Below are 15,915 nucleotides of genomic sequence, written 5' to 3'. Positions count from 1 at the left end.
CCCGCATTTGCTTCTATGGGTTTCGTTCGATAAAGGAGGACACCATGAAGACAACGTTCAAAAAGTCCGTACTCGCATTTCTGACATGCGTTCTGGCGCTCGCCTTTGCCCTGACGGGCTGCAGCGGCGGCGGCAAAGACCCCAAGGCCAACTTCGTCGGCAGCTGGCAGTACTCGGGTGGAACCTTGGACGGCGAAGAGCTCACCGATGAGTACATGGATATGCTCAAGGAGTGGGGCCTCAACTGTATCCTGATCCTCGACGAAGACGGTACGGGCGTCCTCGACATGTTCCTTGAGGTCGCCGACCTGAAATGGGAGGCCAAGGACGCCACCACCGTAACGATTACCGCCGAAGATGAGTCGCACGACCTGAAGCTCAAGGACGACAAGCTCATCCTCGAGGTGGACGGCGACAAGCTCATCTTTACCAAGTCCGACAAGGACCTGTCCGGCACGGTGAAGAAGGATCGCGAGGCGGCCGAGAAGGAAGAAGAGATCGATGAGGCCGTCGAAGACGACGACGTCCAGAGCGTCGAAATCTCCCCCGCCGTCACCGTCGCCGATGACGACCTGTGCACCATCACCATCACCGAGAAGTTCAAGGACGACTGGGGCGACATCGGCTTTGTCGTCAACATCACCAACAAGAGCGACAAGGACCTGACCTTCTACGCTCCCTCCGGCAAGACCAATGTCAACGGCACCATGAAGGACCCCTGGTTCTCGGCTCACCTGATGCCCGGCACCAACGCCACCGAGGAATTCACGTTCTCGAGCGGCGAGCTTGACAGCCTTGACGACCTGGTCAACACGACCATCGGCATCGACGCCTACCTGACCGATTCCTACGAGGACGTCGCCTCCTACAGCGCAACCATCGCGTAGCGGCACGTAACATCAGCCGCGGATTGGCGGACACATCCGCGCGCACCAGGCGGGGCCGCAGGAAATGATCCTGCGGCCCCGCCGTTTTTATGCCGATACGCAACGAGCGTTAGCGCTCCATGTTAGGAACGATGCTGCCCTCGGTCACCGCATGCACGGCCAGGCGCATGATGTTGTCGTAGCCGGTCTTGCTTAGGATCTCCGAGATGCGACGCTTGATGGTGCCCTCGCTCATAAACAGCTCGGCCGCGATCTCGCGGCGGCTCTTGCCCTCGCAGGCAAGGCGCAAAATCGACAGCTCGACATCGTCGAGAGCTGCCGTGCCCGAAAAAATGCTCTCGGGCGGCTTGGGAAACGTGCAATAGCCCGCCAGCGTGGAGCGCATCACGGCGAACAGCTCGTCGATACCGACGTTCTTGTACACAAAGCTATCGACGCCCGCCTCGCGGGCCTGATCGACAAAGGTGATCTCGGGCATGCCGGTCATGATAATGATGCGGCACTCGGGCAGCTGCTCCTTGATGCGCGCCGCCGCCACGATGCCGTTGGAATCATGCTCGGTGCATACGTCCATCAGTATCATGTCCGGGCGCTCCCTGAGCGCGACACCCAAGGCCTCGGAGGCATCGGCGATTGCGGAAACAACGGCCATATCGGGCTGGTCGCCAACGGAGCGCGCCAGGCTCTCGCGCAGGATGGCCTGGTCTTCGACGATCAACACGCGGATCATGAGCTTCTCCTTTGGAACGTGTCGTTGGCTTTAAGCGGAATGGATACCGCAAGCGTAAAGGGCGGGGCGGCGTGGACCCCTAGGCTGCCGCCCAGATTCTGTGCGACATGCCTCATGCCTGGGATACCCGTTCCCTCGCGATACGATACGGGGGCCGGCGCGCCGTCATTAGAGATGGTCATGCGCGCGATGTCGCATCCGTTCGACTCCTCCTGCCACAGGTGCACATGGACCTGGTGGGCCTGCGCGTGCTTGGTGGCGTTGGTCGAGGCCTCGCGGATAATCTGCAAAAAGGCCGCCGCGACACGCGTGTCCTCGGGAAGCGCACCCTCAACATCGATCTGCACACTCACCAGGCCAAAAGCATGGACGATATCACCCAGCTGCTCTGCAGGCTCGCTGGCACCGCCACTGCGCAAATCGGCGGCGATTGAGCGCAGCAACGGGTCAATCTGCTCGAGCGACTCGTCGTCCAGACGCCCCTCCTCCAAATAGCGATGGAGGATGGACAGGCGCTGACCGATCACGTCGTGCACGCGGGCGCGCATGCGCAGGTAGGCCGCATTGTCGGCAACCTTTTTAACTTCTTCGATCTGGGACTGGAGCTCTTGGCCCGCGACCTCAAGCAGGTGGTTGGCTTGCGCCAAGCGATCATGAGCATGCGCGTACTCTGTCACATCAAGACCGATAATGCGCTCGAACGAACGGCCCGAAACCATAACACGATCGCACACAAACAGGCGAATCTCGGCGGGAGAGACCTCGACCACCGCCCGCGCCTCACCAAAGCGGTCCAGATTAATCCGCACACGGTTCCTGCTGCTTTCGGGCATTTGCATGCTAAGTTTGCGCAGGTCGTTCCATGTGCCGCTCATGTCGCGTAGATCGGTTGGCATATGAAGCTCCACCAGGTTTTTACGCATGCAGCGGTTCATGAGCAGCGGACGGCCCCTCGGGTCTAGATACAGGATGCCCACGGGAATCACGTTGATGGTTTCAATCGTCGAGAATGCGGTGATATCCTCCTGGCGGTTACGGACGTCCATCAAGAGCGCGGCGATGGAGCGGAACAGGAAGAACGCGGCATCCGCGATAGGAACCGCAGTCCACACCGGGCCCATGACGTAAACCGCCGGCGGCGTCGCGGCAGCAACGAGCAGCAGTTCAACCAGCATGACGGGGCGGCGATAATGCACCATAAGGACCGCGCCATAGGCGGTAATCGCGGCGTTGGCCCACAGCAGCCCGCCCGCTGTCTCGGCAATGACAGGGAGTGGTGCCACCAGATGCGAACCGCTCGCTGCGAACATAATGACGGCAGAGATAACCAGGTGTACAACCAGGCTCGCTTCATAGGTGCAGATTACTTTGCGGTTATAGGACGAACGACGCGACGCGATAAGCGGAACGTGAATGGTCTGCAAGCACGCCGCCAGGGCAAAGGCCACGTCGAGCGCGACAATCTGGGGAAGAATGAGCGGGATCTGCATCGTCACTCACCTGCTCGCGGCATCAACACGATCAGGCGCAACTGGCCGGACTCGCCCTCAAGACGATACGCCACGTTGCGTCCCTGCAGCTCGTTCTCGAGTTCACGCGCGGCGGACGCCTGCGACAGGTCTTCCTCGTCGTTAGAGAAAAGCGTGGCGCGCAGCTCCACACTGCACGAATCGTGGTCGCTCAGGTGATACATGAGCGCCGGATGGTCGGTGGCGTAGGCAAAAAACGCAAAGTCATACACGCAGTCGTACAGGGCACTTACCGTACTGGCGTGCATCGGGCGCCGTATGGCGATAATCGAGGCGCAATCGATATCGATCGTGCGCAGGTCGCTTGCGAGCTCGTTGGCAATGAGCTGAATGCGGTCGCGGTCAAAACCGCTCTCCCCGTGCTGTGCCAACGTGAGCGATCCCTTGCGCTTGCAATAGGCGACGAGCATCTTGGCGCGCTGCAGCATACGGTAACGCTCGTGCAAAGACGCTTCATCGGTCAACGGAGGCAGCGAGCTCAGCAGGTCGTACATCCCTTCGAGCGCGCGGGCAAGCGCTTGGTCCACGTCTTGGACCAGCAAGGTCTCGGCTTCTTGATCTGCCAAATGCGTCTTAAGGTCGTAGTCGGCGGCGAGCAGCTCGTTTTGACGCTGCAGCTCCATGCGACGATGTGCCAGTTCACGGTTAAGCTCGTTGAGCTCCGACACGTCTTGGGCAAGCAGGGCCGATCCGCCCAGTAGCGGAAAGGCGCGGTACATCACATTGGGATCGGACGCCACGGCAAAGGCATGGGCGCGGCCGAGCTCCTGGGTCCGCAACTCCTCGCGCACACCTACCGGCATTGGCTTTGACACCGGCGTGGCATAGACTTCCTGCAGATCGCGCGTTAGAACTTTGAGGTCGAGCGGCAAGGTGTCGAAGATGCCGGCGATGTCGTGATACGACGGAATGACACCGCAATCGAGACAAATCTCGAGCGTCACCACGCACAGCACGCAGTAGACGAGCGAAAAGTTGAGCCTCCATGCCCAGGGCACGCGCAACGCATACGAGACGGCAAAGAATGCGCCACCCAGCAGTACGAGCGCCGCCGTGCCCGAGAAACGCTGGATGCGAAAGGATGAGGACCGACCAACCAAGATAAAAAAGGCCACAAAGTTAAAGGCCGTCCACACTAAGACAGCGAAATAACCCCAACCGTACGTGTAATCGTTGCTCCAGGTGTCGCTTGCACGGTCAAAGTGGAATACCTGCCGATGGAAATCGTTGGTGAGCACAAAACCGATAAGTAGGATGGCCACGATCCACAGGATGCTGCGGTAGCGGCGGCCCGCGCGGTGTTGTTCCAGGCCCGTAAGGCGCAGACCACACAACTGGTAGAGCAGTGGAATGAGCGTCATGGGCACGTAGTACAGGTACCACAGCACGGTGGCATAGAACGGCGTGAACGACTTGTACTTGAGAATGACTTCGATCATCCACAGGGTGCAAATGGTGGCGACGGCAACAAGGCGGCGGCGCAACACATAGTCCAAACAGCGCAGATAGACCGATACGCCCCAAATCGAAAATGCAATTGCGGCGACAAGCAGCGGGAGAGAGCTCGAATGGACGAGCGCATCCACGACCTCTTCGGACACCTCGCTATAGGCGGGCACGACGTTAGAAAGTTTGGGGTCGGAGGCGAACAGCGCCGGCAAGACTGCCAAAAGCATGAGGAACAGTGCGGTGATGGCGCCGGCGATAGCAAAGACGCGGTGACGATACGCCTGATGTGTTATGCCAACAAGGAATCGCGGCATGGCGAAGAGCCTGCCGCCCCTGGGATCCGCCACGGGTGCGGATCGGGCGGCCGCGTGGCCGATATGTCGCTCGCGGGTACCCATAGTGCTTTTAGTGTACCGACAGGCGGGCCCAAAAAGCGGGCCACATGTCCCAAAATCCGCAGACGGCAAGGCGCCCGGCAGCCTCCCCCGTCCGGCACTTCCCGATATCCGCCCGCCCCAAACCACCGCAAAGGAGACAGGCACCTTTGTGGTGGTTTGGGGCAATGCGCTAGTCCACGGTGATGTCGAGATTTTTGCCGATGAGGCCTACGTAGCCGCCTTCGGCTGCCTTGGGGCTGTCAGCATGGCAGAGGACCCACTTGTCGGCCTTCCAGTAGCAGTAGCTGTCGCCGGCCGAGGGCATGTCGGCCGCGACCTCGGGGCGCGGGCCGTTGGTGCCGGCGGGCAGCGCCACCATCACCTGGAAGCCACCGTCGTCGACCATGCACGGCGTGTAGTGGAGCGTGGTGTTGAAGACTTCGACGGCCGTACCCGCCGGCACGCGGAACGCCTTGACGCACGCGGTATCGAGCTTGCCGTCCTCGATCTCCCAGCGATGCGCCACGAGCAGGATAAAGTCGCGTGCACCCAGGTTGAATTCGCTCGCGCGGTGGTACTCCAGGCAGTTGAGACGCGTGTTGTGGCCGTTGCACCAGCCCAGCTGGAAGGGACGACCGCCAAACATGAGAAAGCCCAGTTTATCGGCATCCTTGACGCCCTCGAGCTCCGGCGCGCTTGCTACGTACTTGCTGCCCTCGGGGATGGGCGTAGCGGAGAGCGCCTCGACGAGCGGAGCGGTCAGGTTGGACGGAACGTCGTTCCACACGCGGCCATAAGATTTGAACTCGGGATCTGATACAGAGTAGATATGCATGCTCGCTCCTGTTCGCTTATGTGACAGTATGAATATTCTAGAACTATCTCGTTCCGTTTTGAGCGCCCAGCATGAAAAAGCGCCCCACAAAGAGCGGGAGCGCTTCTGGCGCAAACGCTATTCCTGCCAGCAGCCTTACGCCCGCTGATAGTGCAGGTGCTTCTCATCGATATCGGCCAGGTCGCGGTCGAGGTAGCGGCGCGCGAGCCAGTTTGCCATGGGGAGGTTCTGGTCCAGGTAGTTACCGCACTCCTCGGGAGCGGCACCGGGGACATCGCCCTCAAAGCCGGCGACGAACTCGAACAGCTCACGCACGAGCGGCAGAATCTCCTCGCTCGTCACCTCACCAAACACGACAAGGTAAAAGCCCGTGCGGCAGCCCATGGGCCCAAAGTAGACAATGCGGCTCGACCACTCGGCATGGTTACGAAGGAACGTCGCGCCCAGGTGCTCGATAGTGTGGCACTCGGCCGTGTTCATGACCGGCTCCTTATTGGGCGTGGTCAGGCGCAGGTCAAAGGTGGTGACGGCAGCGCCGGTCGCCGGATCGCGGTCGATGCGGCTCACATACACGCCGGGCTCGAGCAGCAGATGGTCAACGGAAAAACTCGCGATGCGCTCCATGGCAGATCCTCTCGTTAGTCAATTAGGGACGGGGCCCTTTTAGCCGGTTCGAATGGTCGTACCAATCATACCAGTCAAAAAAGCCCCGTCCCAAAAAGACAGCTTAGCCCAGGACACGGGCCATGCGCGTCTTGAACTCGGACAGGAAGCGCGGGGCATCCACGGTCAGTGCCACAAGCGCGCTCTTGTCCGGATCGGATAGGCGGCGCTCGTCGCAAATGGTGCGGCCGCGATACTCGCCCAGCAGATCAACACGCAGGTTGCAGCCGAGCGCACCTACGAGCGTGGGGTCGATCGCCACGGCAACGGCCAGCGGATCGTGCAGCGCACAACCACCCAGGTAGGGTGCGTTCATCTCGTACGAGCCAATGTAGTGCTCGACCATGCTCGCAAATGCGCAGCCCGCCATGGTGCCCGAGCCCGTCCAGCCGGCAATGTCGCGGCGTGTGAGCACCACGCGATGCGTCACGTCCAGACCCACCATGGTGAGCTTACGGCCCGAGCGCAGCACCGCGTCGGCTGCCTCGGGGTCGCTCGCCATATTGGCCTCGGCGCCCGCGCTCACGTTGCCGGGCACGGTAAGGGCGCCGCCCATCACGACCACGCGGCCGATGGACATCATCGCCGCCGCATCGCGCTCCAGGGCGAGCGCCAGGTTGGAGAGCGGGCCAGTCGCTACGTAGACCAAATCGGGACCATAGGTGCGCGCGGCATCGATCAGATAATCGACCGCAGCGTTGCCGTCGGCCGAGGTCGCCCCCACCGGCTCGTAGGGCGACGCGGGCACGCTCGCGCCGCCGATGCCGTTCTTGCCGTGAATGAGCGCGGTGGACGCCGGCGGCGTATAGGGCTCAGTCGCCTGCAGAGGACGGTCGGCACCCAGGTACACCGGAACCTCGGGGCGACCCAGCAGATCGAGCACCGCCAGGCAATTGTGCGCCGATTGCTCGACGCGCACGTTACCAAAGCACGTGGTGATGCCCACGAGCTCCACCTCGGGGCTCGCGATGGCATAGGCCAGCGCCATCGCATCGTCAACACCCATATCCAGATCAGGGATCAGCTTCTTGATTGCCATTGTTCTACTCCGCTTCTCCGTCTTTATCGTTTAACCAAACCAATGTTCAACTTCGGCGCGCGTGGGAATCGATTGCTGAGCGCCCAGGCGCGACACCGTCACTGCCGAGGCGCGAGCACCCGCGGCCATGCACTCAAAGAGCGGCAAGCCCTCTAGGCGAGCCGCCGCCAACGCGCCGATAAACGTATCGCCGGCGGCCGTGGTATCGACTACCGTACTCGAAAGTGCCGGCATGCGCAGCAGCTCACCGCCATCGCCGAGCGTAACCGAGCCGGCACCGCCCAACGTGATGACCGCGGCGCCGGCGCCCTTGTCGAGCAGCGCATTGAGCGCGGCGACGCAACTCACATCATCCGTGGGCAGAATGCCCGTCAGAACCTGGCACTCGGTCTCGTTGGGACAGACCAGGTCGACCGCAGGCCAGACCTCCGCAGGCAGCTCGCAGGCAGGCGCCGGATTAAAGACCGTATAGAACCCCAGCTCGCGAGCGCAAACAAGCGCCTCGGCCGTCGCTGCAAGGTCACATTCGCCCTGGGCGATAAAGACGCTTCCGGCAGCCGGGGCAATCTCGCTGGCGTCGCCGTCGAGCTCATGGGCCACCAGACGCCTCAGCGCGCAGGCAACGTCCGCGCCCGCAAGCGCATGGTTGGCGCCCGGTGACAGTACGATGCGGTTGTCGCCCTCGCAGCGAATGATGGTCGCCGTTCCCGTCTCCACGTCATCGCGATGCACTACAAAGTCACAGTCCACGCCGGCGTCTTGGAGCCCCACCACGAGCGATGCGCCGAACGCGTCGCGACCGACCGCGCCGATCATGTGCGTGCACGCGCCCATACGCGCGGCAGCTACGGCCTGATTGGCGCCCTTGCCGCCGGCGTTGGTGATAAACCCGCTGCCGCCGACGGTCTCGCCCGCACGCGGTATGCGCTCGCACGCCACCGAAAGGTCCATGTTCATGCTGCCGAACACCGCAACGATGCCGCGATCTGCCATGGAAACCTCCTCATCTGCGGGCTTTGCACCCACCGTCGACCGTCGATTGCGCGCCTTCGCACCTCTATAACTTTAGTTCACTTTGATGTGAACGCACCCTTGAGGTTGCGCCAGCAGCAAGCATTCACAGGAGCAGGCAGCTACAATGAATACGTGCTGATTATTCTCGTCATTGGATGATGTTTTATGGAACAATTCTCGCAATCGGGCTCGCGCGGTCGACGCCGCACGGGCAACGAGCCGGCGCCGCACGAACGCGTGAAGAGCGAACGCCGTGCCAACGAGCCGCGACGCACCACGAGCCCCCATCGCGCTTCTGCCAACAACGCGGGCCGCGCCAACACTCCCGCCGCGGAGCAGACGCCTGCTCGCCCCAAGTCCCGCTACATCCCTGCACTCGACGGCCTGCGTACGCTCGCCGTCGTCGCGGTGGTGCTCTATCACCTTAACCTCACGTGGGCTCAGGGCGGCCTGCTCGGCGTCACGATCTTCTTTGTGCTTTCGGGCTATCTGATCACGCGCTTGCTGCTCAACGAAGTCGCTAAGACCGGCCGCATCGACCTCAAGAGCTTCTGGATCCGCCGCATCCGTCGCCTGGTCCCCGCCGTGGTGACCGTCGTGGTGGTGACCTGTGCTCTGTGCACCGTCTTCAACCACGTGATGCTCACCAAGATGCGCCCCGACATCCTGCCGTCGCTGCTGTTCTTCAACAACTGGTGGCAGATTGCCCAAAACGTCTCGTACTTCAATGCTCTGGGCGACCCCTCGCCGCTCACGCACTTTTGGTCGCTTGCCATCGAGGAACAGTTCTACCTGATTTGGCCGCCACTGCTGTTTGCCATGGTATCCATGCATGTGAGCAAACCCAACACGCGCCGCGTGGTTCTGGGCCTTGCCGCGATATCTGCCCTCGCCATGATGGTGCTTTACAACCCTGCCGCCGACCCCAGCCGCGTGTACTACGGCACCGACACCCGCGTGTTCTCGCTGCTGCTGGGTACCTGGATGGCCTTTATCCCCGATTGCGACCTGGCGCCGGTGCGTCTCGCACATCGTTTGGGGCTCAATCGCCTGGCTGGCGCCGCCAAGCACGGCAAAAACGCCGAGGGCAAGCCTGGCGAGAAGGCCGACGAATCAGCCGAGACCGCCCCGGCACAGCCGAGCGCCCTCGTGCGCTTTTGGTCCTCGCCCGCATCCATCGATGTACTGGGCGTCGTGGGTCTGGTTGGCCTTGCCGCCATGGTCGCGCTCACCAACGGCTACACCGCGTTCCAGTATCGCGGCGGCACACTGCTATGCTCCATCCTCACGCTCATGGTCATCGCGGCCTGCGTGCAGCCCCAGGGAATGGTTGCCCGCGCGCTGTCCGCCGAGCCGCTCGTGTGGGTTGGCAAGCGCTCGTACAGTATCTACCTGTGGCACTATCCGCTGCTGCTGCTTATGAACCCGGTCGCCAACATCAACGATACGCCCTGGTGGCAGTACATCTTGCAGGTACTTGTGGTGGTCGCCGTAGCCGAGTGCTCCTATCGCTTTATCGAAACGCCGTTTAGGAAGGGTGCCTTCGGCCGCACCGTCGCCGAATTCCGCGATGGCACCACCACGCCCGCCAACTGGGCACGCGCGCACATCCCTGTCTGCGCAGCCTGCGCTATCGTGTTGGTCGTTGCACTGGGCGGCCTGATCTTTGTGCCCGAGACGTCTGCGCTGAGCGGCGAGGGCGCCGAAGTTCTGAACAAAGAAGCCAAAAACACCGCGCCCACCGACCAGCAAGCGGCCGACGACACCGACAAGGACAACGACGGCTTCCCCGATGGCTCCTACGATCTGCTTATGATCGGCGACTCCGTGTCGCTGCGTGCCGTGGACACCTTTGACGGCGTGTTCCCGCACAGCCATATCGATGCCGAAAAGGGCCGCCAGTTCGATGCGGGCCGTGCGACATTTGAGGGCTATATCCAGCAGAACCTTGCCGGCAAGATCGTGGTCTTTGCCCTGGGCACCAACGGCTTGGTAACCGACGACCAGATCGACGCCATCATGGCCGATGCAGGAGATAGGCGTATTGTGGTGTTTGTGAACACGCGCAGCCCGCAGCCGTGGGTTGGCTCTACCAACCAGGCCATCGCCAACGCCGCTACGCGCTACAAGAACGTGCGCGTTATCGATTGGTACGGATACAGTGCTAACCGCAACGACCTGTTCGATGGCGATGGCACGCACCTATCGACCACTGGCGTGACTGAGTACCTCAACTTGATCCACGATGCTGTCAAGAAGGACCTGCCCGTACACCCCGAGGATCACGTCAACGATCCGCAACCGGCAGCCGTCAAGTCCGCCACCGACGCGCTCGTCAATGCTCTCGCTATCAAGCCACACAAGCTGGGCACCGACAAATAGCCCGCAGCAAACAACCCAAAATCACTCTTTTCGAGCCGGCCCCAAGAGGTCGCGGGCAAAAAACAGGCCGCAGCCCATCGCTGTGGCCTGTTCGGAAGCAAAAGTGGGCGCTACGCGCTGTAGCCCATCGCTTGCAGCACAAACATGACGACTGTCAGCACCGTAATCACGGCGATAGTCGCCCAAGTGAGCACGTTCCACACGCGGCCATTGCGGTTGGCACCCATAATGTGACGGTCGGCTGCGATAACCACCTGGAACACCAGAACCACGGGCAACAGCACACCATTGATGACCTGTGAGGTCATCATAATCTGGAACAGATCGACGCCGGGCATAAGCACCAGCACGGCAGAGATACCGATGATGGCCGTAATGATGCCGCGATAGACCGGGGCCTCGTCCCAGCTGCGGTCGGCACCGCGCTCCCAGCCAAATGCCTCGCAGATAGCGCTCGACGTAACGCCCGGCAGCACGCAGGCAGCCAAGAAACTCGCCGCGACCAGGCCCGAGGCAAACAGTACCGTGGACCACTGACCCGCAATAGGCTCCAGCGCACGGGCAGCATCGGCAGCATCGCTAATCTGAATGCCCGCCGGGAACAACACCGCACCGGTCGTGATGATAATAAAGCCGGCAATGACATCGGCGGCAAGCGAGCCGCTCACGGTATCGATGCGCTGCAGCACGATATCGTCCTCGCCCGCGTTCTTATCGACCACGTTGTTCTGCGCCAAGAAAATCATCCACGGCGCGATGGTGGTACCGATCGTTGCGACCACGAGCGACACGTAGCTGGGGTCATTTTGAATGTTAGGCACGACCAGGTCGACCGCGACCTCACCCCAGTTGGGGCCAGCCATAAACGCGGCGACAATATAGGTCACGAAGACGCAGCTTACCAGCAGCAGAATCTTCTCGATGCGCTGGAAACTACCCGACATGGTAAGCATCCACACCAGCAGCGCCACCAACGGCACCGAGATGCTCGCCGGCACGCCAAAGAGAGCAAGGCCGCTGGCGATGCCCGCAAACTCCGAAATGGTCACAGCCGTGTTGGCGATCAACAGCGCCGCCATAGCAAGTACACTCTTGCGCACGCCAAAGCGCTCGCGAATGAGCGATGCCAGGCCCTTGCCCGTGACGCAGCCGCAGCGCGCCGCGGTCTCCTGCGTCACGATGAGCAGCACGGTCATGACAGGAAGCATCCACAGCATCTTGTAGCCATAGCTGGCGCCCGCGCTGGAATACGTTGCAATGCCGCCGGCGTCATTGCCCGAAAGCGCCGCCAGCAGACCGGGACCCATAGCGCCAAAGATGGCCGCGATGGTCAACTTTTGCTTGGTGCCCGACTTTTGCTTGGTATTTTGCACGCGACCACCTAACCCATGACCGACATGGTGAGCAGCACCGCAGCGGCGCAGTACGCTATGCACGAGATCATGACGGCAATAACGTTCATGGCGGTGCCCGACGTGTTGAGGTCATGCTCGTCACGCCAGAACAGCACCATCAGGTAAATCACGGCGCTCATGTTGCCAACCAGGCAAATGATGGCAGCGATATTAAAGCAGCCGGTAAAGAGTTGCTCCTCAAACATGGGCGCATCGGGAAACGCGGCGGTGCGCACCAGCTGGGCGCACAGATAGGTCACGAGTGACAGAATCAGGCCCATGCCCGTGCTCTGGAAGAAGAACCCCAGATATGGCTTGGGCTCGTCGTCGTGACCGTCATACTCCAAGAAGTAGTTCTTGACGAACGACACCATGCGCGAGGCAGCAAGCAGCACGAGCGGCATGGCGCACATGGGGAACACCACCAGATGCGCGGAGCCGAGCGCCGTCCCCAGCACCGTTGCCATGATGCACGAGGCAATGCCCCACACGACAACCCAGTACTGGCGATGCACGAACCAGCTGAGCACGTTCGTCGAGTCGTCCGACGCGCTATCGCCCGAGCCGACACCGGCGATCTGCAGGTCCTCCTGATGCTCCTCGGCGATAACGTCCATGGCGTCGTCGAAGGTCACGATGCCCAGGATATGACGGTTCTCGTCGCAGACAGGGATGGCAACCAGGTCGTACTTGGTCATCTCGTCCGTCACGTCTTCCTGGTCCTCGTCGGGCGACACGTAGACCAGGTCGCGATAGGCGAGCTGGCCCAGCGTGGCATCGCGGTCGGCCACGATCAACGTGCGCAGCGAGAGCACGCCGGTGAGCATGCCGCTCGGATCCTCGGTATAGACGTAATAGACACTCTCGAAGTCCTCATCGAGTTTGCGAATCGCCTCGATGGCATCGCCGACCGTCGCCGTGGCGGGCAGCGAGACAAACTCCGAGGTCATGATGCGGCCGGCGGTGTTGTCCTCATACCCCAGCAGGTTACGAATCGCTTTCTCTTCCTTGACGCCCATCAGGCGCAGGAGCTTCTCGGCCTTCTCGTAATCGAGCTCGTCGATCAGATCGGCGGCGTCGTCCGGGTCCATCATGGCCAGCATCGACGATGCGTCGGTGTCGGACAGGCCCTCGAGCATCTCGGTCATAAGCTCGTCGTCATCGAACTCCGAGATGGCCTCGGCGGCCTGGGCAGTATCGAGCTGCGCAAACACCTGCGCACGCAGGCGCGGGTCGAGCTGCTCGATAATGTCGGCGATGTCGGCAGGGTGCAGCTCGCCGAGCGTCTTGTGCGACACCGAGAGTTGAATGTTCTTGGTCGAGCGGTCGAGCAGGTCCATGTAGGACCAAGCGATGATGTCCTCACTGAGCGGCTTGCCCAGGTGCTTCATAAAGCCTTCGACGATATGCTCGAGCGCGGGGCTGATGGCGCGTAGCAGACCGCGGGCACCGACCTCGGCGCCCAGCAGGCGCAGCTGATTTTCGCCCGACATGGAAAACTTGATGTCGTTGACGCGCACGACCTTCATGCCCTGCGTGTCGACAATCTGCTTGTTGAGCACGTCGCGGGCGAGCAGGAGTTCGGTCGGCTGCAGGTACGAAAAACGGATTTCGGTGGCCGACGTCTTAAGGTGTACACCCGTCTCGTCGATACGGTCGACCCATTTGCGCCAGCTGATCATAAACGGCGTCTTGCCGGGTCCGCGGAACGCGAGCGACGTCACGTGCGGAAAAACTTCGCCGGTAGCAATGCCAAAATCGTTCACCACGCCGAGCTTTTCGCCGTCGACGTCCAAGACCGGCAATTTGAGCATCTCACTCAGATAATTCAATGGTGCTCCCCATCATTATTCCTCCGGACGCGGCCGCGCGTGCGGCGTCCGGGGGCTTCTGGATATGTATACGCATGCGCGGGCGGCACGCCGCTCGACGCTTACACCCCGTGCATGCGCAAAAAGCACCTGCATGGGGTCATCGACTGTATGGTCGAGGTTTGGATTTCACCTGTAACCTTTCTCTTGACCCTCATTAACCGCAGTAACTATAGCATCAGCATCGCCCTGCGGCATCGAATTTATGCGCTGCACATTGCAGGCATACCAAACGCTGACGCATCCGTGACATAGTCATTGGGGACGTTCTTAAATGACTACCCAATAACTACTCTGTGGTGTCGTTGTCCTCGGCAAGTTGGGGGAACACGGCGTCCTTGGGCATGGTGGCCTTCGTCAGCGAGGTGAGCTTTTTGCTCAGCGACGTGTCCGTCTTGACCAGGTCGCTGAGCGTCACGATCTTGTAGCCGTCGGCAATGAGGCCGTCGATAATCTGCGGTAGCGCCTCGAGCGTCTGCTCGGCGCATTCGTCTCTATCGGTGAGCAGCACGATATTGCCCGGCGTCACCGAATCGAGCACCGTCGAGACCTGCTCGTCGGCACCGTTGAGCAGCCAGTCGCCCGAGTCGATATTCCACGAGACCACGGCGGAGACCAGGTCCATCGCATCAATCCAGTTTTGCTCGTCAAAGGCAGCGTAGGGAGCACGCAGCAGCATCGTCTTCACGCCGGTCGCCGACTTAATCGCATCGGTGCCTTTCGTGATCTGTTCGCGTACCGCCTCACGGTCCTGACCCTTGAGCAAATCGTCGCTGTAGCTGTTGGATCCGATCTCGCACCCGGCATCGACAATCGCCTTGGCCGTGGCAGGCGAGGCCTCGGCCGCATCGCCCGAAAGGAAGAACGTCGCGGTGACGCCCTTTTCCTTGAGCACCTGCAAGATCTGTTTGGTGGCGCCGCTCGGACCCTCGTCAAACGTCAGCGCCACGTATTTTTCGTTACCCTTGGGCGCCACGCTGGCGCACGCAACGACGCAATCGGTGGCGGGCACAACCTCGCCGCGGTCCTGCGTCTTGCCCGACTGCTCACCAACCCACACCTCGGAGCGGCCCTGGACACCCCACGTCTGCACATACTCGATAGCGCCCGTACCCTCGACCTTGAGCTTGGGCTCGATAACCGTAGCCTGAACCTCGTGCTTCTCGTAGGTGTTACGGCCATCCTTGACCGTCACCTTCTCGCCGCCCTCAAGTTCGCGGCTATCCCATTTGCCCTGTTTCACGCGCTTGCCGTCGACCTTCACCGACAGCTTTTCGCCCCCATGGCGCTTGAGCACGCTGTCATCGACGGCCAGCAGGTCGCCTGCGTCGTAGGTGTCAGTCAACTCCTGGTCGTCGATGAGATTCTGCAGCGTAGAGCCCACACGCACCGCGGTCTTCTGGCCGTTGAGCTCCACGTCCACACTGCGGTTGACGTAGCCCACGACGGCAGCAATAAACAGCACGAGCGCACAGCCCACGGCAATGAGCGCATAGGGCAGGCGAGACGAACGACGGGGCGTACGGTTGTTGCCGATGCGAGCGCTGCGGTCGCTAAAGCCGCGGCTATGGTTGAGATACATCGCGCCGGGCTTACGGTGACGCTTGCGCTGACCGCTGGGCAGCTGCCCCAGATCGCGGCGCGCCGTCGGACGCGCACCCGAACGCCCGTTTAAGTTGGATCCGTTTTGGCGCATGTGCCCTCCCCCATAAACACAGCAAGCCGGAGCAACAGGTCTCCGGCTT

At 61.4% G+C, this 15,915-nt stretch carries 12 protein-coding genes; 2 read left to right on the top strand and 10 right to left on the bottom strand.

Annotated features, from left to right (window positions below):
- Nucleotides 1-44: 44 nt before the first annotated feature.
- Nucleotides 45-887, top strand: a complete 843-nt coding sequence (locus HMPREF9463_RS10300; protein ID WP_052043976.1) for a hypothetical protein — start codon at nt 45-47, stop codon at nt 885-887.
- 109 nt (nt 888-996) lie between these two features.
- On the opposite strand, the gene HMPREF9463_RS00645 is transcribed toward HMPREF9463_RS10300, so the two are convergent.
- From HMPREF9463_RS00645 to HMPREF9463_RS00615, 7 genes are all read right to left on the bottom strand, one after another.
- The gene (locus HMPREF9463_RS00645) at nt 997-1,617 is read right to left on the bottom strand and encodes a response regulator transcription factor (protein ID WP_035136604.1); all 621 of its coding nucleotides are present in this window, start codon (nt 1,615-1,617) and stop codon (nt 997-999) included.
- Nucleotides 1,614-3,107 (bottom strand): sensor histidine kinase, encoded by a 1,494-nt coding sequence (locus HMPREF9463_RS00640; protein WP_035136603.1) that lies wholly within the window; start codon nt 3,105-3,107, stop codon nt 1,614-1,616. The genes HMPREF9463_RS00645 and HMPREF9463_RS00640 overlap by 4 nt, the downstream gene beginning before the upstream one ends.
- A gap of 2 nt (nt 3,108-3,109) precedes the next feature.
- Nucleotides 3,110-4,909, bottom strand: coding sequence for a histidine kinase N-terminal 7TM domain-containing protein (locus tag HMPREF9463_RS00635; RefSeq protein WP_035136602.1), 1,800 nt, complete (start codon nt 4,907-4,909; stop codon nt 3,110-3,112).
- A gap of 253 nt (nt 4,910-5,162) precedes the next feature.
- Nucleotides 5,163-5,807, bottom strand: coding sequence for a DUF4867 family protein (locus tag HMPREF9463_RS00630; RefSeq protein ID WP_035136601.1), 645 nt, complete (start codon nt 5,805-5,807; stop codon nt 5,163-5,165).
- A gap of 135 nt (nt 5,808-5,942) precedes the next feature.
- Entirely contained in the window at nt 5,943-6,431 is a 489-nt protein-coding gene (locus tag HMPREF9463_RS00625; protein WP_035136600.1) for an S-ribosylhomocysteine lyase, read from the bottom strand.
- A gap of 103 nt (nt 6,432-6,534) precedes the next feature.
- A complete protein-coding gene (locus tag HMPREF9463_RS00620; RefSeq protein ID WP_084591719.1) occupies nt 6,535-7,509 on the bottom strand; it encodes a nucleoside hydrolase in 975 nt (324 codons plus the stop codon).
- A 30-nt stretch (nt 7,510-7,539) separates the two neighbouring features.
- Nucleotides 7,540-8,502, bottom strand: a complete 963-nt coding sequence (locus tag HMPREF9463_RS00615) for a ribokinase (protein ID WP_035136599.1) — start codon at nt 8,500-8,502, stop codon at nt 7,540-7,542.
- Nucleotides 8,503-8,688: 186 nt separating this feature from the next.
- On the opposite strand from HMPREF9463_RS00615, the gene HMPREF9463_RS00610 reads away from it, so the two are divergent.
- On the top strand, nt 8,689-10,905 hold the full coding sequence (locus tag HMPREF9463_RS00610; protein ID WP_052043975.1) for an acyltransferase family protein: 2,217 nt from the start codon (nt 8,689-8,691) through the stop codon (nt 10,903-10,905).
- A 110-nt stretch (nt 10,906-11,015) separates the two neighbouring features.
- On the opposite strand, the gene HMPREF9463_RS00605 is transcribed toward HMPREF9463_RS00610, so the two are convergent.
- From HMPREF9463_RS00605 to HMPREF9463_RS00595, 3 genes are all read right to left on the bottom strand, one after another.
- Complete coding sequence (locus HMPREF9463_RS00605) at nt 11,016-12,212, bottom strand: Nramp family divalent metal transporter (RefSeq protein ID WP_052044049.1); 1,197 nt, start codon at nt 12,210-12,212, stop codon at nt 11,016-11,018.
- 74 nt (nt 12,213-12,286) lie between these two features.
- Nucleotides 12,287-14,131 carry a magnesium transporter gene (locus HMPREF9463_RS00600; protein WP_035136597.1) on the bottom strand — a complete coding sequence of 615 codons (1,845 nt, stop codon included), beginning with the start codon at nt 14,129-14,131 and terminating at the stop codon, nt 12,287-12,289.
- 328 nt (nt 14,132-14,459) lie between these two features.
- The gene (locus tag HMPREF9463_RS00595) at nt 14,460-15,866 is read right to left on the bottom strand and encodes a polysaccharide deacetylase family protein (RefSeq protein WP_232219714.1); all 1,407 of its coding nucleotides are present in this window, start codon (nt 15,864-15,866) and stop codon (nt 14,460-14,462) included.
- Between the last annotated feature and the right edge of the window lie 49 nt (nt 15,867-15,915).

The sequence above is a fragment of the Collinsella sp. 4_8_47FAA genome, from assembly GCF_000763055.1.
Taxonomy (GTDB): Bacteria; Actinomycetota; Coriobacteriia; order Coriobacteriales; family Coriobacteriaceae; genus Collinsella.
Note: the sequence above shows the minus strand (reverse complement) of the source record. Positions and strands in the feature narration are given on the sequence as shown.